Origin of the sequence: Pedobacter westerhofensis (assembly GCF_900182595.1) — a bacterium.
Taxonomy (GTDB): Bacteria; Bacteroidota; Bacteroidia; order Sphingobacteriales; family Sphingobacteriaceae; genus Pedobacter; species Pedobacter westerhofensis.
This window is the reverse complement of record NZ_FXTN01000004.1, coordinates 512,929-536,708: the sequence shown is the minus strand read 5'-3', so window position 1 is coordinate 536,708 and position 23,780 is coordinate 512,929. Positions and strand designations below refer to the sequence as shown.

The following is a 23,780-nucleotide window of genomic DNA, read 5'->3' as shown; positions in this document are numbered from 1 at the left end:
ACGACTTAAAGCCTTCGGCGACTTCTTCCTAGGTGGAGGCTGACCGCCTCCACCTAGGAAGAAGTGGTGTTGACACAGTTCGCTTTACACTCCCGCCTGGGGATTACTTATCTTTTGCTTTTATAGATGAATTACTTGGAAACTACTATTGGGATATTGTCATTACTCCTGTACTTTTTCATAGGGTTCTTTGGAATAGTTTTTTACTGATTTTTATGGTTTTTATTTAATTTTTGTGCTTCTTCCAAAAGGAAATTGGCATAACCCTTTGGTTTTAGCTTGTCACTTTTTAAGTAAACTGGAACCTTATAATTATGGCCTGTCCTGCCAGTTAGTGCAAACATTTTACGGTCTATTTCCACAAGATAGTTGATTCCACCTACAAAGTAAACCTTGACTTTTTTTACCTTAAAAGGCCAGCTGGGATAATTTTCTTCGACTAAGGAGTTTGACTTGGAGGTCAATTTGACTGCAAGGAACCTCGCAGACCGACTGTCTAATGGCTGATAGGTCTCGCTGATAGATACTTTTTTCTCGGCATATTCCATTTTCCCAAGGTTCTCATCTTTTAAAAGCAGGTATCCTGCAAAATCAGAATAAAATGTCTTGCCCATTTCACCAAGACCGTGCGTAAAAAATCTTGCAATTTCTGCAGCCCCCTTTTCTATACAGCCGATAGCTTTTGTAATGGCCAGCTCATCTTCCTCAAGGTACGTTCGCTGTTCAGATTCGTTATAGAAGCTGTCCAGAAAATCCTCAAATTTTTCAAATGGATTGACGCCCTGATGATCTGCCTTAACAACGGTATCAACATAATAATACCTTCCGTATTTCGCAAACTCGGTAATAATCGATATAAATTCCCTGAACTGCTTATCTGATTCTAAAAACAACAGTCCTTCAACAACCATCTGGTTCTGCTGCATACTTTCCTGCTTATTGGAATATTTCACAAGGGCCTCTAGTAATTCTTCAATGGCATGTCCGTTTCCGAAAGATGAAAAATAGTTTTTCTTTCCCTCTGTTTCTGGAAATGTCCCATTCCAATGTTTATGCCTCAATAGTAACAATATTTTAAGGATACGCTCAAATCCGGATGCTAACAATTGAAGTGTAATATGACGATTGTAGTTTATATTTTTTTCCTTTTTTAGGATTAGCAGGCCAGATTTGATATAGTGGAACGAGGCATCAATTTCTATCCTTACCGCATTTTCTTTGGTATACTCTTCTTGTTCTATCATCCTGTCTTTACAATTTAGATCTGGTGTTTTACCTTACTTCTTGCCTCCAAATCAATCTAAAGTTAGTGTTTTTTGGATTTGGCTGAGCTCTGCATTCATCCCTATTTTTGTTAGAATGTTTTTTAAAGCGATCGATAAACTGAATTAAAAAGCAAGGGTGCTGAAGTGCGAAATTCAACATACTTAATTTTGCTAAAGGAAGATCTAAAAGCGAATAGCCAGTAATTACCAGCTCTGTAAATTGAGGTCGTCTATTTCCTTAAAGTGCTTGTCCTTGGTGTGTAACTTTAGGTCAAATTGCTTTGATACTGCAGCTATCCACATGTCATTCTCCGGTATTGGCTTACCTTTTTGCAACAAGGCAGTTTTGATTAAGGCATAGTGATTTGCTGTTTCATCATCAGCAATAAGTACATTACACCTCTCTAGAAAAGAGTTGATCTGTTTAATGTGCTTTTTTGGGTTAGCTGATCTGTAAGCACCCAGATATAATTCTCCTAATACAGCAAAAGGAATGTTTATTTCCTCCTCTAAGGTTTCAAGAAACGCTGTAATTGTAGAATTGCCTTTAAATAACTCAATAACGATATTGGTATCTAATAGATTACTTCCAGTCATCTGGGTGGATTGTTTCACAAGATTGTGCAATTATGCGTTCCATTTCTTCCGCCTCGTCCTTAGACCAGATTCCAGAAAAATCTTTTAAGCTTGGTGTTTTCTTAACTGTTTTACTGTTGGTACTCTTTAATAGTTTCTCCAAAGCAGATAAAGTAGCTTCACTCTTTACTTTGAGCATTTCTTCTATCAAATGTAGTTTACGTGTTTCTAAGTGCATGGATATGATATTGAGTGTTAACACAAAAATAAAGAATTATTTCTACAATAACCATACCCTCGATTAGTGGAATTCGGTACCCTCTTTTTTTAAGCTTGAAGATGTCATACAATTAAGAAAACCAATAGTTGTTAATGACCAAAATAAGTCTGGGCCTCTTACAGACCCAGACTTGTTTTTAAGAGTTATAAATAAATGGAGCTTTATTAATGTAGGTATCGTCAGTAAGTTGTTTAACCAGGAACCAGGCAATGTTGTCTGCATATATTTTATTCCCTAAACAATCATTTAGATTTATGTCCACATTGCCATCACCATTATTAAAATAAATAAAAGGTACTCTAACTAAAGTCCACTTAATATCACTTTTAACCAAAAGTTTATACGCTTTTTGTCTGTCCTCCTGAATTAGAGGAAAGTTTGTCTTCATCCAATTAGTTGCAATGACTGTTTCAGGTCCTTTATTATCGAATGGGGTGTCAATATTAATACCTGCAACCAAAATATACCGCTCTATACCAAATTGCAGCATAGCATCTAAGACATTCCTAGTTGCTTGTTCAGCAATTAACTGTTCGCCTTTACGTTGGCCAATAGTACTAATCACAGCATCACAACCATGGATTAGACTCCTTATAATACTGCCTTCTATAGCATCACCTTGAATTATTTGAATTAAAGAGCTTTTTATTTCGAACTTTTCCGGATCTCGGAGAAGAATTTTTACAAAATATCCTTTGTCGATTAATTTGGTAATGAGGTATTTCCCAGTCCTGCCGCCACCGCCCAATACTGCGATCTTTCTATTCTGATTCATTGTTTTTTTTGTAAAATTTGTCAATATTTATTTAAAGACCTGAAAAAGTTATCTCAGGCCGGTTACTTAATCGATATTCGATCAAGTAATAAGGTCATATTTTACAAAACAATTCTAATGAGTCAAACATATCTAAAATTATGTGTTCTCACAAAAACAAAATGAAAAGATCGGATAAGAGCTAATTATAATGAAAGCATTCGGAACCAGTGTTTATAATCGATTATCATTTTTTTACTATTGTACATTTATTAGTAAGACTATTTACCTATTTCAATTTTTTTGTTAAATACATAACAGCTGATTTTAGCACTAGGTTCGAATCCCAGCGGGATCACGAAATGCCTCAATGCAAATTGAGGCATTTTGCATTGAAAGATATTTGGTCGAATAAATTTGGTTCAATCTGATAATGATCGATTATTAATCATATCGTCTTTTTGATTAACTCTTCTATTTCTTAGATTTATTTACGATTCTTCAAAAAGTATTCCACTAACTTTCATGTTGTGTTTCTTCCGACCAAATTGTTACTTATTTTCTCTCAAATAACAGACCTTATTTTTTTTAAATTTACGATTGAACTTTCGTCTCTAATTATTAATTTGCTGCCGATCGTCCCCTTGACAAAACTGTTAAAGTAAAATATGATGATGCCACAAAAAATCATTTTGTTTATCAGCTTTATCCTGGTATTCCGTTCCCAGGAGGTATTTTGCCAGGACTTTAAAAATCAGGAGATCAAATTTCTGGTTGATAGCACAATCACAATCATGAGAAAAAACTCAGTTAATTCAAATAAAGTTGATTGGACACTACTCAGGAAAAATGTGATGTTAAAAGCGGCCAATCTGTCAAGTCCATATCAACTTGGCGATGTAATACGGTATTTATTCAGGTCGCTTGATGATTTTCATGGCGCCTTTTTTTATCGCGACAGTGTTTTCAAGTATAATAGAAAAGAATCGCCAATTTCAGATAGTATTAAAAATGAATGGAATAAAAGATCTGGTATTAAAACTGGAATATTAAAAGATAATATTGGCTATTTGAGAATTCCTTCAATGCCGGGTGGATCCAAAAGTACTTTTGATTCGCTTGCGCAAAACCTTAATGATAGTCTTTGTTCCTTGTTAACACAACATATTAAAGGCATTATTGTCGATCTTCGGATTAATGGCGGTGGGGCAATGTACCCAATGATATTGGGCCTGGAACAACTACTGCAGCGCGAAGCTGTGGGCTCATTTCTCATGAAGACTGAATCTAAATGGTTTCTAAAGGATCACAACTTTTACATCGATACAACAAAGTTGGCAAGCATCGCTCCTAAATGTTGGACCGCTACAGCAAGATTGCCAATGGTGATGTTGACCAGCCCTGCAACCGGTAGTTCAGGAGAATTTCTGATCATTGCATTTAAAGGCAGACCGAACACAATTATCATAGGGAACTCTACTGCAGGGTATGTAACGGCGAACCAGGGTTTTAAAATAAATGACGAAGCGTTCCTGAATTTGTCCGTTGGATATGGAAAAGACAGAAATGGAAAGACCTATTTCAAAGCCATTCGCCCCGACATTTCGATTTCCAGTCCGGATAAATTCAATGATCTGGAGAACGACAGGAAAATTTTGGCTGCGGCCAAATGGTTAACTAAATAAAGCAAGAAACCTGTACTTGTCACTGTTGTTAAGCGGTTTACGTTGCTGGAATAAGACGCTTATTTATATATCGTAAAAGCCCTTTGTTTACCAAATTCAGCCACTGGATCCTTTGGATTGGATATATCCCATTTTAACTTACCATTAAGCCAGACTTTGGTAACGATACTGGAGGCTGAATTTGGTTTTGATATCTGACAGGTCAGCGTATCAACAATATCACTACCAATCCTCACAATAGTTTTGGCTGTATTTTTCCCTCCTTCTAACTCGTGGTTCACGAATACATAAATTACGTTTGTTCCCAGGGAGTCTACCGGCCTGACATCAAATCCACCTGAATAAGTCAAATTACCCTGGGAAAAAAGCACCTCCTTACCCCCTGTTATATTATAAATTTTGACGTCGCTTTCTTTATAGACCGGGGATCTGGAATCGAAGAGATTGCCTGCCTTGTTTATATAATGCAGGCCTACACCAACATCTATTAATACCCCTCCATCGATTCTTTCTTTGCTGCAGGCGAGTAACGATAAGCCAAGAAATAATAAGAGCAATTTTTTCATAGTTTAAGTTTTATCTTAGTGTACGCATATTACCATCACTGAAAGCATGAGTTTGGTTTCAAGCTATTACGTTAAGGTAATGATATTTATTTATTTTTTTATGCAGATCACACATAATACCGAGAAAAAGTTAATTATTTACTGTTATTAAATTATAGTAGTGTAACAATATAAACAAACACCTAAATACTATCTGCTTATTCGAAAAGGTTGCAGGTTTGAATCAGACAAGATGTTCTTTATCAGTCGAAAAGTTTCGGTTGATCAGGTCTGAAACAATATGGCGGTCCATTTCAAAACTTAATGAAATGATGTAAGATTTATTTTCCCATCTCAGACAACTTCTAGTGAAGAATGTCCAAAGTTCTTAGAAGTCACATCAAAATTGAATTTTATCCAAAGAAGATCTAACCATTTAGATGATACACAAGATTTTATTGTTCATTGTGGCCTAATCTTTTCTCCTTAAATTAGATGAAATTAGCTGCAACATTATGAAAGACCATATTTGCATATTGGAATTCCCATCTAACCTTGGCTTAAAAGAACCTTTTGCAGGACACGAACCTGGTGTAAAGAAATTACCGGATTTTTTGAGAACGCATCATTTTCATTCATCATTAAAAGCAAGCAGCGTGATTAAGCTTGCTCCGCCAGGCTATAGTATGGATCTTGATGAAATTTCCGGCGTAAGAAATGCAGGCGAAATCATTAAATATGCAAAAGAACAGTCTGTAATATTACAAAAGGTGCTTTCGGAGAACAAGTTCCCGATGATCATAGGCGGTGATTGCAGCATTTTAATAGGCAATTCATTAGCATTAAAAGAGATGGGAGAATTTGCGTTATTTTTTCTGGATGGGCATACAGATTTTATGTGGCCTTCGTTATCGCAAACCGGTGGTGCTTCAGGAATGGATTTAGCAATTGTAACTGGCTATGGGCATGATAAACTCACAAATATAAATGGACAAAAGCCCTATTTTGAGGAACAGAATGTTTGGTGTGTTGGAAACAGGGACTATGAGGAATGGTATGTTAAAGCGATAGAGGATTCAGATATAAATTATACCGATCTTAAGCTGCTGAGAAAAATCGGAATTGAACAAACCATCTCTGATTTTCTGCAAATGATTAAGGACAGGAACTTAAAAGGCTTTTGGATCCATATTGACGTTGATGTTTTAAATGATCAGATCATGCCCGCAGTCGATAGCCGCCAACCAAATGGCCTGGAATATCACCAGTTTAATAAAATACTGAATTTACTGTTATCAGATCATCATGCCAGAGGTTTGGAAATTACAATATTAGATCCCGAACTGGATCCTACTGGAATATACACGAAAAATTTTGTAGCTAATTTTTGCTCCACAGTTAATTCAACCCCAATCAGCAATATTGGAATATAATCATAATTCCCTTACAACAGCAGAACGGTGTTCAAGCTTTGACTGCAAAGATGTGTGATCAGTCAGATGACCTTAATTATTCACATAATTCCTGACCCTGCTGGACACCACTTTCCCCGTTACTCCGCTAATCACGATATCTTCAATTTTATCCGGTGCCTTTAACCAGCTCACCTGCCAAACCGGCGTTTGATTTGCCTCAGCAGCGCGCTTGATTGAGGTAAGAAATCCGGGGTTTTGCGCTACAGGCCCTTTTTTTAGTGGTATATGTTGTTGCCCCAATAACTGAACAAGCTGTTCGAAACTGAATTTGAAGGGCGTATCGTAATCAATGGACGAAGCTAACTTCCCATCCGGGTTAAAGCTATACCAGGTTCCCTTTTTAAAAGTGCCATAAAACACATTGAACTCCAGTCCTTTTGTTTTGATATTTCCACTCTGATCATAAATCTTTACCAGGTTAAAATAGGCATCTTTGATCCTCTGCTCTAATCTGTAATCTCCATAGTTGTCACCAGAGAACCGGATGATATCTCCATTATCTGCCTGGAACTGATAATCGTACACCTCTATTTCTACCGTCTTGCGGTCTGGTAAGATCTTCATTCCCTGGCTTTTAGTGGCTTTAGCCTTCAGTCCGGTCAAATCAAGTTTTTCAAAATCAGCTGAAACGGTTGGGAGCTGCATATTTTTAGAATTTATGTTATTGTTTATCTGATGTTTTTGACCACTGCAAAATGAAGTAGTCCCGATTAAAAAGGTAGCAATTAGCAGAATATTGAATCGGAAGGGCCCTTTGTTTTTTTTCATGACAGTTGATGATATGCAATGTGGTTACTCATTTTCTGCCGCGGCATGTGCTACTTTCCACTGCCAGTGCCATAAATTAGTTCGTTGTATGTTCGCCTGATGACTGTAATCCATTACGTTATCTGTTTTTTTGATCTCAAAAGTAAATTTCGCCTGTGGTGCAGCCTCTGCATTTACAAAAGTATGTGGCAGGTCGAGAGAATGTAAAAATTCGTGTGCCGCAGTTTCGTCATTTTTTGTAGGGAACAGCACTACATTATTGCCTGATGAATACCCGTTCAGTCCCTGCACTATATTGGAAGTATCCACAAAGCCTCCTCCGTCATTAAGATAAAACGCTTTGAAATAACCGTTATATTTTGCGGGCAGTAACCCGCTCAGAAAAACTTCCATTGCCTGAAAGGAAGCTGGTTTGTGTGAATTTCTTGTGACCGGAGATGTGGAATAATCATCAGAATAATAGGCACCTATTTGTCCTCCCTTCACGTATTTGGCCGCAAAATCAGGAAGTGCACTTACATCCAGCATATCTGTGGCCACTTCTGGATTAACCAGCGCCTGGTTCATGAATTTTCTGAAAAGTGCCTCCTGACCACCAGTGGAACTGTAAGCATTAGATATGCTTGTTTTTACCGCTACCAGTACAATTTTTTTCTTTTTTCTCTGAGAATTCGCCCACACATTTATTCTGCCGGCAATGGCAGTAGTTTTTTTTCCGTCAGCTGCCGTTTTGATACTCCGTATAGTGATTAACTGATCAGCTGCAAATTCTTTTTTACACTCGATGGTTACGGCATCATTCAATCTTTTGATTCCTTTCCCCTTTACATTTACCTGTTTCGGTGTGATCACGAAATTAGGATTATCATCAAACTCCAAAGAATCTGCATCCTCTTCAATATCAACAATCAAACTTAAAACTGCTTTTGTATTGGAATAGGTAGTTGCCTTTGCAGGAGTACCAACGGTTGCAGGAAATAAGCTCAGCCAGGGGACAAAATACTCTTCCTTCACCGGGTTGTTACTGGCGTCCCTGATCTCAGCACCAGAACTGTTTTTCTTGTTTCTCCAGGGAATGGTATGTTTGCTATATTCTGCTTTCAATGAAAGAAAGGGACCAGCATTCAGTACATCTTTTCCATCATTCAGGCTAAAGTCCGGTCCGGCAGAGTTGATATCCCGGTAAATATTTGCAGGCGTATGTGGTGCTTTGCTATAATACTTACCGATGATTGTTTCATATTTTACATCACCCGCCACTGCAGGGCTAATATCTGCACGCCTTAACCAATCGAAGCCGTATCCCTCGCCTTTCCAGCCAGCTTTTGGCCTGAAATGTACGATGATCTTTGCATCGATCTGCTTCGAAGGTATGATTGGCTCACCAAAAACGATTCCGTCTGTTGAGTGTTCAACAACCTTTTTTCCTGCATTTGAAGTTATAGTCTCAGCAAAAACGGTGTATTCATTTTTTGCAGTCTCTTTTAAAACACCGTTTGAAATTTTTATAATATTTCCTGTACTCATACTTGAGAGCGGTTAATGTCAGAAATTGATTCTGTTTAAAAACTTATTTTATATTCTGGCTTGCTATTGTTTAGCAATAATTAAGCCACTAAAAATGAAACATTCCGATTAATACTAAAAGAAAATTGGATTATAAAGTAAAAATCTGGTGACCTGTAGGATAACTTAACCTTAACCTCATTACTTTATGCCCTGGAAATAGCGGAGAAATAATAATCCCCGAAAATCCGGAAAAATCATACTATTAAAACATACAGTCCCAATAAATGAACACAATTAAAAACTTATTCAGGATCCTTTTTATCGGGGTTCTGCTAATCACCCTCGCTCCTGCTACCTATGCCCAAACCTTTAATGTAGCTACTTATAACCTGAGAAATGATAATAATAAAGAAGATGCGCTTCGCGGCGATGGATGGAAAGAAAGGCTGCCGGTGATCGCAGGTTTGATCAGGTTCCACGGCTTTGATGTTTTTGGTACACAGGAGGGGCTTTACCATCAGTTGGAAGACCTCAAGGGCCTGCTTCCAGATTATACGTACTCAGGAATAGGCAGGGACGATGGTAAAAAAGAAGGTGAATTTTCTGCGATCTTTTATAGTAAAGAAAAGTTTAAACTCCTGGAGTCCGGAGACTTCTGGCTTTCTCAGGATACAGAAAAACCAAACAAAGGCTGGGATGCTGTCTTGCCAAGGATATGCAGCTGGGTGAAACTTCAGATTAAAGAAAACGGAAAAACCTTCTATTTTTTCAATGTACATTTTGACCACGTTGGTGTAACGGCAAGAAAAGAGAGCGCTAAGCTGATACTTCAGAAAGTAAAAGACATGGCAAAAGACCATACCTCGATTCTAACAGGCGACTTTAATGTAGACCAAAACAATGAAAGTTACCTGGTGATCAATAACTCCAACATCCTTAAAGACAGCTATGACCTGGCGAAGTTTAAATATGTGACCAATGGTACTTTCAACAACTTCAACCCGAATACAAAAACCGATAACCGTATAGACCATATATTTTTGACTAAAGATTTCTCCGTTCAAAAGTATGGCGTGCTCACTGATACCTACAGATCTCCGCTAAAAGATCCCGAAGAAGCTTACCATTCTGGAAACTTTCCAAAAGAGGTGGCTTTGAAAAATTTCAGGGCACGCACACCTTCAGATCATTTTCCTGTAATGGCTGTAGTGAAATTATAGCATAGGAATCAGTTTAAACTCTGATCATCCTTTGCAAGACAGAAAACGATGATCAGAGTAAATTAAAATCCACTGTCGTCCAGTGCAAAAGTATTTTTACGCTGCTTCCACTTTCCTTTGGTAAAATCAGGGAATTTTTGCGGCATATTGCCCTCTGCTATTGATTTCTCAGATAATGGGGTAATCACGCTCATTGTTAAAGAATCATAAATGTCGATCGGTGTTTGCCTGCGCTGCTTTACGGCCTCTACAAAAGCATTAAAAACGAACCAGTCCATGCCGCCATGGCCGGCGCCGTCTGCCTGGTGCTGATATTTCTTCCATAAGGGATGATCATACTTTTCTGTCCATACCTTTGCGCTGTCCCAGTGATCGTAGGATTTTGATTTCCCTTCGATATAGATGGAGTCTGCCACATCCATCCACAGTCCTGCTGTTCCCTGTACCCTGAACCCCAGGGAATATGGCCTGGGCAAATGTGTGTCATGAGTTAAAGTCACCGTTTCGCCGTTTGCGCAATTCAGCATGGTGGTTACAATATCTCCGTTTTTAAACTTGATGGAGGCATTTTTATTACCGGGCGACACCTGCTCAATATAACGGTTGAGCCCGGGGGATTTTGAAGCAAAAGAGACCAGGTTGGTAAATTGATTTCCCCTGTTGATATCTGCATAATTCATGATCGGGCCGATACCATGAGTAGGGTAAATATCTCCGTTGCGCTCTGCATTCCATTTGGTACGCCATTGTGCTTCACCAACGGTGCCCGGGCCAAATTCAGCACCTTTGCCGTCAAAATGTTTACCGTCATTGAATAGTACGCCCCTGAGGTCATGCTGATAACCACCTTCCAGATGGACAAGCTCTCCAAAAAGCTGGTTCCTAACCATGTTTAATACCGCAAGCACATCCCTTCTGTAACACACATTTTCCAGCGTCATATAAGGTACTTTCGTTTCTTCATACACCTTTAAAATTTCCCAGTGATCGTCTAATGTAATTCCGGCGATCACCTCGCAGCCAACATATTTGCCTGCACGCATCGCATCGATGGCCTGTTCTTTATGGAATTCCCATGGCGTGGCGATAATCACAGCGTCTATATCCTTTCTTTCCAGCAGTTTTTTGTAGGCCTCAACCCCTCCTGTATATTCAGTGGGGAGCTTCTTTCCTGCTTTCACAAACTGTGCACGGCAATATTGCAATGAGCTCTCCTGCGTATCACAAATGGCCACAATGGAAACATCATTGCGAAGCAGCCCCTCAGCGATGTGGCTGCGCCCGCGCAATCCTACACCGATATAACCAAGCCTGATCTGATCGGCACTCTTCGCAAATAAAGATGCTGACGGTAAAATAGTTAAACCAGCCAGGCCAACGGCTGTATTCCTAACAAACTCTCTGCGGTGCATAGTATATGTATTTAGTTGATAAGTTTAAATTTTAAAAAAGATCTTTTTCCTGTACAGCCAGTAGCAAAGCCACCACTCTGCAAACCAGACCGCAAGCGAAGAACACAAAGCCATCGGATGCTCAGGGAACCCAAAAATGAGCTGAAGCATTTTTCCTGTGAAAATAGCTACCGCTCCATTGAGCCACTGCATACCCACTGTTTCAAAAAAAATATAGATAAATATCGCATTCATACCCATTACAGAAAATACCCAGGCATATTTTATGTTTTTTTTCAGGTCTGCGATCCAGTATACTGCGGCCATGATAATTAATACCCAGCCGCCGGAGGCAAACACAAAACTACTGGTACTGATTCTTTTGATAATTGGAGTAATGCCGCTGATATCCAATCCAAAACCAATCAATAATAACAAAAAACCTGTTAACAGCAGCAGCTTTACTTTAGAGTACTGGGATTGGTTTGAAACCAGGAGCCTGCCGCTAAGGCTTCCCCAGATGGTATGTGCTGCAGTTGGTATTAAATTAATTGCTACCCAGCCGTCAGGATTGATCTTTCCCATCAGGACAGTATCCATATAAGCACCAAAATTATGATGCTCCACAAAGGACTGGTCAAAGCCCGGAATTTTGATATACCGGTACATTAACTCAGCCCCGATCAACAACACAACAGAGAACAACACCTGAAAAGTGATAGACTTATTGATTAACAGATAGGTGATGATGGTAGTAAATGCAAGCTGGGTGAGCACATTCCATAGCTCCCAAACCGGTTTACCGGCATATATGCAATGTAATCCCAGTCCAAACAATAGTAATTTAAAACTGCGGATAAGGATATGCCTGAGATTGGCAGTCAAGGTAATGCCCTGTACCAGCTTTCGGCTATAAGAAATATACAAAGCGGCACCAGCCATAAACATAAATGCAGGCTGAACAAGGTCCCAAAAACGCAGGCCATGCCAGGGATGATGAAAGAACTGCGCGATCATCAGCATCGCAGGCCCCGGGAGGCCAAGATTGTTCAGGGCCGTAAATACAAGACAGCTCTCTGCACATAGGAACAACATAATCATTCCCCTCATCACATCCAGTGAAATGACGCGCTCCTGAACAACCATATGGTCTGTATATTTCATGCCTGCAGATGTTTTTTAATAAGCTGATTCATCTGCCCCGATGTCTACGCGGCCATTTCTCACTCTTGCCTCCTTATCAATGTCAAGCTCTCCGGGTTGTGCTGTAAAGGATGGTAATCCTGCATTGATACACGAAGAAGCACTGGTCAGATGAAGGTTTGGCACCGGCAAAGCCGCAGAAATAAAGGACGGTACGCTGTAAGTTGAATTGGCATCTAAACCAGTTCCGGCCTTATAAGCTGCAAAAGAACCATACGTGTTGCCATTTATTCCGCCCCAGTCAAAAGTTATCGTCGCTGCAGTGCCCGAAGCCGAATAATAATTATTATAATCAAAACTCAGGTTGGTGGCAGAATAACCGAGAGAGGCCACCACTACAATATTGCTTGCCGACTGGATAATGTTGTTCACAACAGAGAGCTGATCTACATTCTGCAGGTGTATTTCCCCTCCCCATCCGGTTTTAGAGAAGTTTTTGAACAGTGAATTATTTATAATTTTTGAATTGACCACTTTGCTGCCGGCTGCATTTGATCCCATGATAATCCCTGCCTCCACATTATTATAGATAAAATTGCTCCTGATATTTATCCCCTCAGCTGTATTATTACTGTTCTCACAACCCGCACTGATACCGGTTGAGTTTTCATAGGAGGTATTGCCTTCGACATTTACCCATTTTCCGCCATCCACGTAAATTCCGGCAGAAACAGCTATGGGCGAAACGCAGCGGTATACCGTGTTATACTTTACATTGCCATTACGCGCAAAATTTACAGATGGTGTAGGGTTAGCCCATGAATAGTGGCCTGAAATGTCAATACCAATATTCCGGATATCATGAACGATATTACCTTCGATCAGGAAATTTTCTACATTACCGGTTAGGGTCATCCCCTCACTAAAGCCCGTATTGCAACTATAGACTTCATTATAGCCGATATAAATATTGGAATATGAAGCCCCGAAAGATCCTACCACTACCATTGGATTGGCATTGTCTGTACTTGACGGCTGTGCACTGGCATTATCTGTCCATCCGATATTGTAAATTTTACAGTTGGTAAATTGTACATCTGTACCCGCACCCACCATGTAAATGCCTTTGGCATCCTTCCTGATGTTATTGGCAATATTGATATGGTTGATCCTGATATGGCTTCTGCTAGCGATACCAATCATTTCATTCTGGGCAGAATTAGTGGCATCAACGCCATCCAATGTTACCGTTTCACCATTGTAATTGGTCAGCGTAAGTGGTTCTGCAGCAGAAGCCCCGGAATGCGGCCAGTAGAGCCTTTCCTTATACGTTCCTCCCGCTACGTAGATGGTTGTACCCGCACTGTCTGCGGTTTTCCATAACGCGGCCTGAATGGTTTTGAGCGCGGTAGCTGCCGATGTGCCATCGTTGCTGTCACTTCCTGAGGTTCCGTTGACGTAATAACTGTTCAATGCCAGTACTGATGACATCGCAGTTGTTTTTGATTTTTCTTCAGAAAGACTTTTGATGTCGTTTTGTTTAGCGCAGGAGTTCAGAATGAACACCACGACCACTGCTAAGAAGATTTTTTTCATAGTAATTTAAAATAGGTTTGAATTTGCTTAATTGCCTGAGATCGTGTCTTTATGATGATAAAAATTATTTATATGGACAGTCCTTATTCACTCATATCAAAAAAGAAACTGGAAGTCCCCTCATCGGGTGCATTGCCTAAGGTGGCCGACCAGTCATTCTTAATCGCCTGTAAGGCGATGCGAAGACCAGAGCCCGTTAAGCCCTTAAGCTTGCCGCGGGCGAAACGGACTTCAAACCTGACTACTCCCCCTTCTTCTTTTACAGTACCCAGGTTGTAAGCCTCTGTTATTGATTGCGGAGTGAATGCCGAAAAATCATTTTGATTGGTGCTGTTGTAGTAAAAGATGCCCAGGTCCTGGCTCAGCACCGGGCCTTCCAGCAGGATATCATAACCACCACCGATAAAAGTACCCGTTAAAAGCCCTGTCGCCGGATTGTTATCTGAATCCAGATAAATATCAAAAATAACAGCATCCGACCTTTTCCCGGTCATCTCTCCGTACAGGTAGATGTAATTACCATCATAATCCAGTTTTACATTGTTAAAGACACCTTTTTTTGGCCCCAAAGGAATAACATCTTTGGTCACACCTGCCCAGTCATCAAGAGATTGGTCATCTATTTTTACCGGTGATAATTTACTGATCCGTAATACGGCAGATGCTTCGGTTTTCTTTCCGTCCACCACAGCGATCAGGGTGGGTACATATTTGCCTTTGCCCGGGTAGGTATGCGTTGGGCTGGCATCCGTTGAAGTTTGGCCATCGCCAAAATCCCATTGGTAATTGGTTACTCCTGCGGTTTTTACCGTAAAAGTTGCAGTTGCGCCGTTAACAGTGATATCATATAATAAATCGGTCTTTATATCGCTCCTGTCTTTTTTACAGGAGATAAAACCCAGGCCAGCCAATATGACTGCTGACAGGCTCAAATAAGCTTTAAAATTTTTCATATCTGTTTATATATCAGGATGTGATCATTAATTATGGGTTTTGTGTCGCCAGTGGGTTACTTAAAACCTCATCAACCGGGAGGTAATAGATGATCCTGGGACTTGTATAGGGTACAGTCAGGTTAGGATAACCCGCAGGAGTTTTGGACAGATCTACATCTGTCTCTTTCAAACTCGTAAGATGATATCCCCAGTAAGCCTTGTTCAAAGTCTGCTTATTGCGGAACACATCATATGTCCGGTGCCCTTCAAATGCCATTTCTATACGCTTTTCCGCTAACACAATATCCAGAATCTGATTACCCGGAGGTAAAGACTGATTGTAAAGAGATCCTTCCAAACCGCGGTTTTTGCGGATCATGTCCACATCATCCAGCGCGCTGGCAGTGGCGCCCATTTTAGCATTCGCCTCGGCACGGATCAGATATAGTTCAGCTATCCTGAACATTATGGGCGAGCTTAAATTAGGGAGCCCGCCCTGAAAGGAGAACTTGCTGATATAATATACTTCAATCCCATTTTTCTTCTGCACAGCGCCGCTGCCATCTTTCAGCGGTACAATATATGACCAGCGGACATCCTCCGGATGTGCAGACATGGCGCTGCGCAATGATGATGAGGCATATTCTTCGCCCCAGCCGGAGTTGCCGTCTGAATAAATCATAGAAGCGATAGAACCAAATTTACCGTAATCATCCAGGGCCGTAAATGCAATACAGAAGATCGTTTCGCTGCTGGTTGCTGCATTGGCAAAAAGCGCCGGATAGGTTGTTTTGGTTGCCAGGCTGAATTTGCCAGAACTGATCACCCTCGTAGCATATTCTATTGCCTTTGCATTATCTTCTTTATAGAGGTTCAGCCGCGCCAGTAAAGACCATGCTGCTACCTGGGACGCGTATTGGACACCTCGCGGCCGGGTCATCAAACCGGCTCCTTTTTCGGCATCAGCAATAACGGAATCATACACTTCTTTAACGGTAGACCTGGCTTTTTTTGCAGGATCGCTAAGGCTGGTACGCAGGATAATCCCGGGCGAATTCGCGTCAAGGCTATAAGGTTTGGCAAACAAACGCACTAAATTGAAATGACAGAAAGCACGCAAAAAATAACATTCTCCGAGTAACTGGTTCGTAACAGGATCTGTTTTGCCCGATTTGTCTACAGCATCGATAACGGTATTTACGCCATTGATGATCTTATAGGAAATGTACCAGTAGTAACGGGTATTGCTTTGTGAGGGCGAGTGGTCAAGGCTAAAACTGTAATATAGCGGATCGGTGGTCACCTGACCGCAAACGATATCATCGCTTGCAAAATCAGAGAGCTGATAGAACTGCCTCAGATACATATTGTTCTGATCCGTAATCCCGTTAAAAGTGACATGGTCTTTAAACAAGGAATAGGCCCCGTTCAAAGCGTTGGTCAGTCCATCTGTTGTGGTCACCAGGTTATTGGTGCTGATGGCGTCACTTGGGCTAACGTCCAGCTTTTTGCAACTGCTGAATGTGATGAAAAACAAGAGAACGAATGTGGATACAATATTCTTCATTTCCTTAAAAATTAAAGTTGAGAGTGAACAGGTACTGCCGGTTGTTGGGATATTTAAAATCAGATACTCCAGGGGTTGAATACGTGCCCGGTAAAACTGAAGTCGTAGTTGTGCCCGGTGTAATTGTAGTTTGAGGGTCCTGGCCCAGAAACTTTGTAAACGTGGCCACATTATCGGCCGTTAGCCCCACAGTTACAGTTCTCATGTCAATCGCCTTTGCCCATTGTTGCGGCAGTGTGTAAGAAAAAGCAATGTTCCTGATGGTGAAATAACCACCGTCTTTTAAGTAACGGGTTGAAGTTTCTGTAGAGTTGGCCGAGTTCTGCGGGCTTGGCTCCGTCGCCTGTGTATCTCCCGGCCCGCTCCAGATATTTGAATCATCAGGCAATCTGATCTGGTTATAATAAGGTTCATGGCCATCATTCATCATAAACCTGAGGTTATTGCTGAATACTTTGTTGCCATAGCTAAAGTAAGTACTGATCCTTAAATTGAAGTTTTTATACCTGAAGTTGTTGTTAAACCCACCCTGGTATTTTGGCAATGCAGAACCAACTTCCTGATTGGTAGCCTGCGCATAGTCTGAAGTTCTTACGCTGCCTGTTGCCTTGCCCTGTGCATCGTAGGTGATTTTTTCCCAGACAGGCGCGCCGGTCTGCGCATCCACGCCCAACCATTTTGGCATGTAAAATTCGAAAAGATTGCCACCGTTGCGGTAGATCTGTGAAATGCTCCAGGGGCCGGTTTTGATAATATCCGAGGGGAAACCCGAAAGTTTGTTGTTATTAAAATTGATGGTAAAATCAGTGCTCCATTCAAAATTCCGGGAGGTGATATTACTGGAGCCAATGCCCAGCTCAATACCTTTATTTGTTACTGTGCCGGCATTCTCCCATTTGGTTTCGAAACCCACGGAAAGTGGCTGCGATACCTGCAGCAATAAGTTTTTGGTTTCATTACGGTACACATCAAGGGTTATATTTAACCTTTTGAATAAACTGATATCTAACCCTGCATCCAGCTGGTGCTTACTTTCCCAGCTGAGATCGGGATTGCCCAATTGAAAGGGTATCGCGCCTACCAGTGAATTGTACTGCGAAGTGAGCGAGAAAAGCCCAAGGTAACGGGATGCACCAATATCCTGGGTACCGGTAATCCCATAGCTGGCTCTTAGTTTCAGGTTACTGATCACAGGATGATCAGCCAGAAAATCCTCGTTGCTGGCAGACCATGCTGCCGACACCGATGGGAATCCACCGTACTGCCTGCTCGCGGCGAAGTTAGAAGAACCATCATACCTGAAAGAACCAGACAGGAAGTACTTATTTTTATAATTATAATTCACCTGTGATAAAAGCGACTGTAAGATATATTTGCTGTTTGCGCCAGAGATTGCCTGGTTATTGGACACTACATTCGGAACACTCAGGCCCTCAGGCAAACCCTTGCCAGAGCCGCCGGAGTATTCATTTCTGCTGCTTTCAAATGCTCCCCCTGCAAAACCGCTGATACTATGGTCGCCCGATTTAAAGTTAAATTTAAACAGCTGATTGCTGATCACACCATAGTTCAGTATGCTCAGCTCATCCAGGTAACCCGTAGCGTGATAGGCACCCGCAGCAAGCGGCGATACATAATTACTGCTTTTATCATACGACGCAGAGACCCTGTTTGTACTGGCAAATGTGAGCCAGTCAGCAATCCGGTAGTTAACGCCCAGGTCATAATTTACATTAAATCCCTTATAAACATGATTTGAGTTTTGTACGGTGTTGATCGGGTTGATTTTATCCCTGGACCACCATTTGAAAGTAGAGTTGCCGTCTACATACACCGGATTGCCGCTGGCATCATAAGGATTGTCCCAGGGCATGTTCAGGAATGAATAATACATATCCATATAATCATAGCTTTTGCCCTGCGAAGCGCTGAGATTAATATTGTTGGTTACATCAAGATTTTTTGAAAAGTGATAAGTTGAGTTTCCGCGCAGGTTAACACGCTCAAAATTGGTCTGGATGAAAGTTCCTTTCTCCTTATAGTATGACGCCCCTACATAGTAATCATTCTTCTCTGTTTTGCCCGTGGCTGACAGGTAGAAGTTGTATACAGGGGCGGCTTTGAAAGATTCTTTTGACCAGTCGTAATCCTGGTTGCGCAGTGACAGCGGACGCTCGGCATAGAACTTCAGCAGGTTGATCTTGTAAGAGTTATCCGTAGCCCCCACAATATAGTCGCGGTAGAACTCTTTCTGATAATCGTAGAGTTCATTGCTGTTCATCAGGTTCATCTTACCAAAATCCGCAGTTCTGAGCCCTGTAGATACTTTAGCTTCAAACCGTGTTTCGTTTTGTTTTGCCCTTTTTGTAGTAACGATGATTACCCCTGCGTTTGCCTGTGAACCGTACAAAGCAGTAGCTCCTGCGTCTTTCAGAATAATTACGCTTTCCACGTCGTTGGGGTCATAATTACCGCCGATGATCCCGTCTACCACAAAGAGTGGGCTCTGGTTGGCATTAACGGATGAAACGCCCCGCAGCCTGATTTCGGCAGCAGCACCCGGTGCTCCGGAGCTGTTTACAACCTGTAAACCGGCCACCTTGCCCTGCAGCATGGTGCCGATATTATTACTGGTTACATCCTTCAGCTTTTCCGAAGATACGACAGCTACTGAGCTCGTCAGCTCGCTTTGTTTCCGTGAATCATAACCAACAACCACTACATCATTTAGCTGGCCAATGTCTTCTGCAAGTACAATATTCAAATTTAGCTGTCCCCTAACCGGCACTTCCTTTCGTACATATCCGATAAAAGAAACAACAAGTATGGCCTGCTCATCTACATTTTTAAGCGAAAAACTGCCATTTTCATCTGTGCTGACAGCCTTCCCTGTCCCCTTTACATTTACCGAAGCCCCCGGCAAAGGTTTGCCCAAATGGTCTGTAATCTTTCCCTGGATATCAATATCTTTAAGACCGGTACGTACCCGGGTTTGCGGAGGGTGCTTTTCGATGATAAGAATATTTTTCTCCTCGATTTCGTAAACAAGCGGCAGGTTTTTCAGCAGCGTTTCCATTACGCTCTTTAATTCTGCATTTCTAAAATCAGCATTTATTTTCAGGCGCCCGTCCAGCGCATTGTTGGAGTACAATACTTTAAACCCGGTTTGTTTTTTGATCTCCTGAAAGACCTGTTTCAGCGTGGTTTCTGATTTGACATAGGTGAGCCGCTGTGCAAAACCGGAGGCGCTGACCTGCAGCAGCCCCGCGGTCATGATGAGCATGAAGAAATAAAGAGCAGTTAATTTCATATTTAGATGCGTTTGGTTAGTCTACAATAATTTTGCTGCCGGCAACAGTGAAGCGGAGTTTACTGGTTTTCTCCAGCATTTTCAGGATGCTTCCAATCTTATCAGATTTGGATACCGATCCCGTAAACGTATTCTGCCTGGATTGCGGGTTGCGATATTCTACCTCTATATTATACCATCTGGCAACTTTTCTCATTATACCTGGCAACGGTTCATTGTCAAAGATGAACTCCCCGTTTTTCCAGTCTACCACGTCATTTACCTCAACTGTTTTTACCTGTAATGCAGCAGCAGTTAAAACCGATTGCTGGCCCGGTTTAAGAACCATACTTTTAAGCTGTCCTGAAAGCGGGAGAACCTCCACTGCTCCTTCCAGCAGGGTAGTTTTGACGGCCTCCTCATCTTGGTAACTGTTGATGTTGAAATGCGTGCCCAGTACCCTGATCACCTGCCCTCCGCTTTTCACCTGAAAGGGATGATCTTTGTCTTTTGCCACCTCAAAATATGCTTCTCCGTTCAGCTCAACTGTTCTTTCCCGCTGTGCCGCAAAAGAAACCGGGTAACTGAGCCTGGAATCGGTATTGAGCCACACCCTGGAGCCATCAGGCAGGCTGATCTGGTACTGCCCTCCCTTTGGGGTTTCGATCGTATTATGAGCTGATGCGGCGGTAGCAGATTTTTGCGGCAGTGCAGTGTATACTAATTTTCCATCGGCCGCTTTGGTAATCTGTACACCTGACTGACTGGCGAGGGTACCATTCACTGCATCTGTAAGGGTTATCTTCTTACCGTTTGCCAAAGTCAGATAAGCTTTATTGCCCCCGGGAACTATATCGTTTTTGGCTACGGCCTCAGCAGTTGTTTTTTTCCATATATTTTCCCTTGTATAAAACCATCCCGCAGCTGCCATTAGCAGCACCATTGCTGCAGCTGCTATTTGCGGCCAGCGAATACTTCTTCTGAGCTTCGGTTTTGCCGAAATTTCCTCAAAAATTTCTTCGTAACGTGCCACTTCTACATATGCATCATCAAATGGGTCTTCCGGCCAATATGCGTTCCAGAAGTCATGTAAAACGTCTTCTGTTTTCGGATCTGCGAGCATCAGCCTGAAGTCTTCCTGTTCTGCGGCAGTTGCTGTCTGATTACGGCAGCGGAGGTATAAATAGATAATCTTGTTCCGGTCCATCTTTAGGGCGTATATTTCTGGCAGGACTTTAAAAACTAAAGCCCTTTAAATGAAGACACGCGAAAAAAAAGAAAGGGGATATAGAAAATTAAAATAGTTTAAAAATAATCAGCAGCACTACGATATCGGTGTGCTTACGTACATAACTTCTCAGGTTCCGTAGCGCATGTTTCATATAGGTTTGCACAGTATGAGGCGACAAATTTAGTTTTTTAGCCGCTTCCTCATATTTCAGGCCTTCGATATGACAGAGTTCATAAACAAGTTTCTGATGCAGGGGCAACAGGGCTATTCCCTTCTGCAAAACTTTACGGGTATCTCTCAACAGGATCTGTTCTTCGGTTTCATTATGTGCCTCCAGCCAGTTTTTGCTTCTTTCATTTCCGGCTTTCAGCTCCAGCTTTAAGCGGCGGAGTACATTAAACGACTTGTTTTTGCTGATGGTCTTCAGATAAGGTTCCAGATGAACAACGCTGTTGAGCTCTTCGCCCATCTGCCATAACGTTAGCATCGTTTCCTGCATCACTTCGTTCGCGTGCACATTGGAATTTAGAATGCGGAGGGCAAACAAATACACTTTTTTTGCAAAGCGGTCGTAGATGATTTTAAATGCCTCATGATCTCCTTTGGCAATTCTGGAAATCAGGATCTTTTCATCCGGCCATATTTTATACACATACATCAATACTACTGTTCTGGATTTGGTTAAGTATAAGTTTAAGATTGCGGCTATGGAGCGTCTTAAGTTTAAATATAACTAAATTCCAGATCAATAATAATTATTTATTGCGATTGACATGCAGAAGGACGAAATTCCTTTTCAAACAATTAATTATAACCGCTGTTCTGACCAAATTCGGCACCATTGCTTAGCGCATTCAGTTCCACCTGTGGTACCGGGCGCAAACGATGAAAAGGTTGTACATCCACAATATCAGGATTGTCAAGTTTAATGCGGTTAACAAACTGCTCTCCGGTGAAGACGCGCTTTAAATCGTACCAGCGCAAATGCTCGCCGCAAAGCTCGCGGGCACGCTCATCGAGAATAAAATTGATCCCCCCTGCCTGCACTTCCGACGCGGTGGTTTGCATGGCGGCAGTCTGGTCAACGGGTGTTTTGATCGCCGCACGGGTACGCAACACATTCAGCTGTGTGGCCGCGGCAGCATAATTCCCCAGCTGAAATTCGGCTTCGGCCGATATCAGGTACATTTCTGCCAGCCGGATCACCATGATATCGGCAAAGCCCGGTTGTCCGTCTACAGCAGTGCGGCTGGCATCCAGGAATTTCCTGAGCGGAACAAAATCGGTTAACGATTTAATCGTGCCATTCGTATTGTAGAGATCATTGATATCATAAAGTACCCATGGCCTGCTGGCTTTATCGGGCACTACCTGTTTGGTTATTTCCATCGCCCTGCTGGTACCGGGCGTTAAAGCTGTACCGACAACAGAAGCTGCTTTTCCATACGTTGCCGCAGTACTGGCAGTCCATGTAAACGAAGTATTCGCCGTCCAGGTTTCCTGAAAACATGCTGCGTAGCGCCCATCTGCCTGTTCGTTAAATAAGTTGAGCAGATAACGTGTAGGCTGCAGGCGTTTCTGTCCGTCAAAACCATAGGCCAGGCTTCTGACCAGGCCCGGCCTGCCACTGTAAGTGGTAAGGTACCAGGCATGCAGGCGGTTTCCGTTCACATCATAATCCAGCTGTGTATTTGTAGAATTGCTGATGATATACAGCGCTTCTTTATTGTTCCTGTTATTGGCAGGGTTCCATAAGTCGGCCGCCGACGCCCACAGGTCAGTGCCCAGCTCGCCCTTGCGCGCGATCACATCATTGGCCGTAGTACGCGCCAGTGTAAGGTAATCTGTGCGGTCCTGACCGGTTCCATAATAAGCTCTTGACAGATAGGCCCGGGCTAACATGCCCAGGGCTGATTTCTTTGATGCCCTGCTGTATTCTGCGCCCCAGAAAGTTGCATTTGGCAGGTTGTCTGCAGCATATTTGAGATCAGCAATAATCAGATCATAAACTGCGCTTACGGAACTGCGCGTTGCGGTTAATTCAACCGACTGTGTTTCCGAGGTGCGCAGGTTTACGCCGCCAAACTGCTCCACAATATGCCAGTAATAAAACGCACGTAAAAAGCGCAGTTCAGCTAACCTCCGGCTTTTTTCTGCCAGATCTGTAAAACCGGCACCATCGATCCGGTTGATCCCCGCATTGCATTGGTTAATTGCGCGATAAAATAAACGCCATATCGTACCTGCAGAACTTGGCGACGCAGGTGTTAAGCCAATATATTTAGTAACCTGGTTGGCAAAACTGATCTTATTGGCAGTAAACCAAAGATCCGTTCCCCCTTCCGACACCAATGTCCCGTCCTCTTTACCGTAATAGGCCCGCTGCTCCTGATAAGCCCCGTTTACTGCGGTAATAAAACCTGCGGGCGTTGTCCATGTCGCATCGGAGGTGGCTCCTCCCGGATTATATTCGTTCAGGTTTTTGTTGCATGACAGCATAGTGAATGCAATCAAACCGAGGCTGGCAAGTTGATATATGTTATATTTCATA

At 42.1% G+C, this 23,780-nt stretch carries 19 protein-coding genes; 3 read left to right on the top strand and 16 right to left on the bottom strand.

The features are described from left to right. Positions 1–203: 203 nt before the first annotated feature. The 4 genes from FN831_RS10280 to FN831_RS10265 all read right to left on the bottom strand — a co-directional run bounded on the left by FN831_RS10280 (position 204) and on the right by FN831_RS10265 (position 2,896). Complete coding sequence (locus FN831_RS10280; protein ID WP_142528128.1) at positions 204–1,244, bottom strand: hypothetical protein; 1,041 nt, start codon at positions 1,242–1,244, stop codon at positions 204–206. Between the two features lie 225 nt (positions 1,245–1,469). Then, positions 1,470–1,862: a type II toxin-antitoxin system VapC family toxin gene (locus tag FN831_RS10275; RefSeq protein ID WP_142528127.1), complete on the bottom strand. Its 393-nt coding sequence runs from the start codon at positions 1,860–1,862 to the stop codon at positions 1,470–1,472. Continuing rightward, complete coding sequence (locus tag FN831_RS10270) at positions 1,849–2,079, bottom strand: hypothetical protein (RefSeq protein ID WP_142528126.1); 231 nt, start codon at positions 2,077–2,079, stop codon at positions 1,849–1,851. Before FN831_RS10270 ends, FN831_RS10275 begins: the two co-directional genes overlap by 14 nt. 178 nt (positions 2,080–2,257) lie before the next feature. Continuing rightward, positions 2,258–2,896, bottom strand: a complete 639-nt coding sequence (locus tag FN831_RS10265) for an NAD(P)-dependent oxidoreductase (RefSeq protein WP_142528125.1) — start codon at positions 2,894–2,896, stop codon at positions 2,258–2,260. A gap of 773 nt (positions 2,897–3,669) precedes the next feature. On the opposite strand from FN831_RS10265, the gene FN831_RS10260 reads away from it, so the two are divergent. After that, the gene (locus FN831_RS10260; protein ID WP_185960447.1) at positions 3,670–4,560 is read left to right on the top strand and encodes a S41 family peptidase; all 891 of its coding nucleotides are present in this window, start codon (positions 3,670–3,672) and stop codon (positions 4,558–4,560) included. Positions 4,561–4,619: 59 nt separating this feature from the next. Here FN831_RS10260 and FN831_RS10255 read toward each other — a convergent pair whose 3' ends face one another. Further along, positions 4,620–5,126: a hypothetical protein gene (locus FN831_RS10255; RefSeq protein WP_142528123.1), complete on the bottom strand. Its 507-nt coding sequence runs from the start codon at positions 5,124–5,126 to the stop codon at positions 4,620–4,622. A gap of 494 nt (positions 5,127–5,620) precedes the next feature. On the opposite strand from FN831_RS10255, the gene FN831_RS10250 reads away from it, so the two are divergent. After that, on the top strand, positions 5,621–6,538 hold the full coding sequence (locus tag FN831_RS10250; RefSeq protein WP_142528122.1) for an arginase family protein: 918 nt from the start codon (positions 5,621–5,623) through the stop codon (positions 6,536–6,538). Positions 6,539–6,610: 72 nt separating this feature from the next. Here the strand turns inward: FN831_RS10250 and FN831_RS10245 are convergent, their stop codons facing one another. Next, positions 6,611–7,225 carry a hypothetical protein gene (locus FN831_RS10245; protein WP_142528121.1) on the bottom strand — a complete coding sequence of 205 codons (615 nt, stop codon included), beginning with the start codon at positions 7,223–7,225 and terminating at the stop codon, positions 6,611–6,613. A gap of 147 nt (positions 7,226–7,372) precedes the next feature. Further along, positions 7,373–8,875 carry a zinc metalloprotease gene (locus FN831_RS10240; RefSeq protein ID WP_142528120.1) on the bottom strand — a complete coding sequence of 501 codons (1,503 nt, stop codon included), beginning with the start codon at positions 8,873–8,875 and terminating at the stop codon, positions 7,373–7,375. Between the two features lie 266 nt (positions 8,876–9,141). On the opposite strand from FN831_RS10240, the gene FN831_RS10235 reads away from it, so the two are divergent. After that, positions 9,142–10,077: an endonuclease/exonuclease/phosphatase family protein gene (locus tag FN831_RS10235; RefSeq protein WP_142528119.1), complete on the top strand. Its 936-nt coding sequence runs from the start codon at positions 9,142–9,144 to the stop codon at positions 10,075–10,077. 62 nt (positions 10,078–10,139) lie between these two features. Here the strand turns inward: FN831_RS10235 and FN831_RS10230 are convergent, their stop codons facing one another. From FN831_RS10230 to FN831_RS10190, 9 genes are all read right to left on the bottom strand, one after another. After that, positions 10,140–11,489 (bottom strand): Gfo/Idh/MocA family protein, encoded by a 1,350-nt coding sequence (locus FN831_RS10230; RefSeq protein ID WP_142528118.1) that lies wholly within the window; start codon positions 11,487–11,489, stop codon positions 10,140–10,142. 24 nt (positions 11,490–11,513) lie between these two features. Then, entirely contained in the window at positions 11,514–12,632 is a 1,119-nt protein-coding gene (locus tag FN831_RS10225; RefSeq protein WP_185960446.1) for an acyltransferase family protein, read from the bottom strand. Positions 12,633–12,647: 15 nt separating this feature from the next. After that, entirely contained in the window at positions 12,648–14,207 is a 1,560-nt protein-coding gene (locus tag FN831_RS10220) for a hypothetical protein (protein ID WP_142528117.1), read from the bottom strand. 83 nt (positions 14,208–14,290) lie between these two features. Beyond that, complete coding sequence (locus FN831_RS10215) at positions 14,291–15,160, bottom strand: PKD domain-containing protein (RefSeq protein WP_142528116.1); 870 nt, start codon at positions 15,158–15,160, stop codon at positions 14,291–14,293. Positions 15,161–15,191: 31 nt separating this feature from the next. After that, positions 15,192–16,709: a RagB/SusD family nutrient uptake outer membrane protein gene (locus FN831_RS10210; RefSeq protein WP_142528115.1), complete on the bottom strand. Its 1,518-nt coding sequence runs from the start codon at positions 16,707–16,709 to the stop codon at positions 15,192–15,194. A 4-nt stretch (positions 16,710–16,713) separates the two neighbouring features. Continuing rightward, complete coding sequence (locus FN831_RS10205) at positions 16,714–20,019, bottom strand: SusC/RagA family TonB-linked outer membrane protein (protein ID WP_142528114.1); 3,306 nt, start codon at positions 20,017–20,019, stop codon at positions 16,714–16,716. Between the two features lie 16 nt (positions 20,020–20,035). Beyond that, a complete protein-coding gene (locus FN831_RS10200) occupies positions 20,036–21,205 on the bottom strand; it encodes a FecR family protein (RefSeq protein ID WP_142528113.1) in 1,170 nt (389 codons plus the stop codon). Between the two features lie 88 nt (positions 21,206–21,293). Beyond that, positions 21,294–21,887, bottom strand: coding sequence for an RNA polymerase sigma factor (locus tag FN831_RS10195; RefSeq protein ID WP_142528112.1), 594 nt, complete (start codon positions 21,885–21,887; stop codon positions 21,294–21,296). Positions 21,888–22,033: 146 nt separating this feature from the next. Continuing rightward, positions 22,034–23,779 (bottom strand): RagB/SusD family nutrient uptake outer membrane protein, encoded by a 1,746-nt coding sequence (locus FN831_RS10190; protein ID WP_142528111.1) that lies wholly within the window; start codon positions 23,777–23,779, stop codon positions 22,034–22,036. Position 23,780 lies beyond the last annotated feature (1 nt).

Coding starts and splice junctions, on each gene's coding strand:
- FN831_RS10280 (WP_142528128.1), bottom strand. CDS start 1,244: ATGATAGAACAAGAAGAGTATACCAAAGAAAATGCGGTAAGGATAGAA.
- FN831_RS10275 (WP_142528127.1), bottom strand. CDS start 1,862: ATGACTGGAAGTAATCTATTAGATACCAATATCGTTATTGAGTTATTT.
- FN831_RS10270 (WP_142528126.1), bottom strand. CDS start 2,079: ATGCACTTAGAAACACGTAAACTACATTTGATAGAAGAAATGCTCAAA.
- FN831_RS10265 (WP_142528125.1), bottom strand. CDS start 2,896: ATGAATCAGAATAGAAAGATCGCAGTATTGGGCGGTGGCGGCAGGACT.
- FN831_RS10260 (WP_185960447.1), top strand. CDS start 3,670: ATGAGAAAAAACTCAGTTAATTCAAATAAAGTTGATTGGACACTACTC.
- FN831_RS10255 (WP_142528123.1), bottom strand. CDS start 5,126: ATGAAAAAATTGCTCTTATTATTTCTTGGCTTATCGTTACTCGCCTGC.
- FN831_RS10250 (WP_142528122.1), top strand. CDS start 5,621: ATGAAAGACCATATTTGCATATTGGAATTCCCATCTAACCTTGGCTTA.
- FN831_RS10245 (WP_142528121.1), bottom strand. CDS start 7,225: ATGCAGCTCCCAACCGTTTCAGCTGATTTTGAAAAACTTGATTTGACC.
- FN831_RS10240 (WP_142528120.1), bottom strand. CDS start 8,875: ATGAGTACAGGAAATATTATAAAAATTTCAAACGGTGTTTTAAAAGAG.
- FN831_RS10235 (WP_142528119.1), top strand. CDS start 9,142: ATGAACACAATTAAAAACTTATTCAGGATCCTTTTTATCGGGGTTCTG.
- FN831_RS10230 (WP_142528118.1), bottom strand. CDS start 11,489: ATGCACCGCAGAGAGTTTGTTAGGAATACAGCCGTTGGCCTGGCTGGT.
- FN831_RS10225 (WP_185960446.1), bottom strand. CDS start 12,632: ATGAAATATACAGACCATATGGTTGTTCAGGAGCGCGTCATTTCACTG.
- FN831_RS10220 (WP_142528117.1), bottom strand. CDS start 14,207: ATGAAAAAAATCTTCTTAGCAGTGGTCGTGGTGTTCATTCTGAACTCC.
- FN831_RS10215 (WP_142528116.1), bottom strand. CDS start 15,160: ATGAAAAATTTTAAAGCTTATTTGAGCCTGTCAGCAGTCATATTGGCT.
- FN831_RS10210 (WP_142528115.1), bottom strand. CDS start 16,709: ATGAAGAATATTGTATCCACATTCGTTCTCTTGTTTTTCATCACATTC.
- FN831_RS10205 (WP_142528114.1), bottom strand. CDS start 20,019: ATGAAATTAACTGCTCTTTATTTCTTCATGCTCATCATGACCGCGGGG.
- FN831_RS10200 (WP_142528113.1), bottom strand. CDS start 21,205: ATGGACCGGAACAAGATTATCTATTTATACCTCCGCTGCCGTAATCAG.
- FN831_RS10195 (WP_142528112.1), bottom strand. CDS start 21,887: ATGTATGTGTATAAAATATGGCCGGATGAAAAGATCCTGATTTCCAGA.
- FN831_RS10190 (WP_142528111.1), bottom strand. CDS start 23,779: ATGAAATATAACATATATCAACTTGCCAGCCTCGGTTTGATTGCATTC.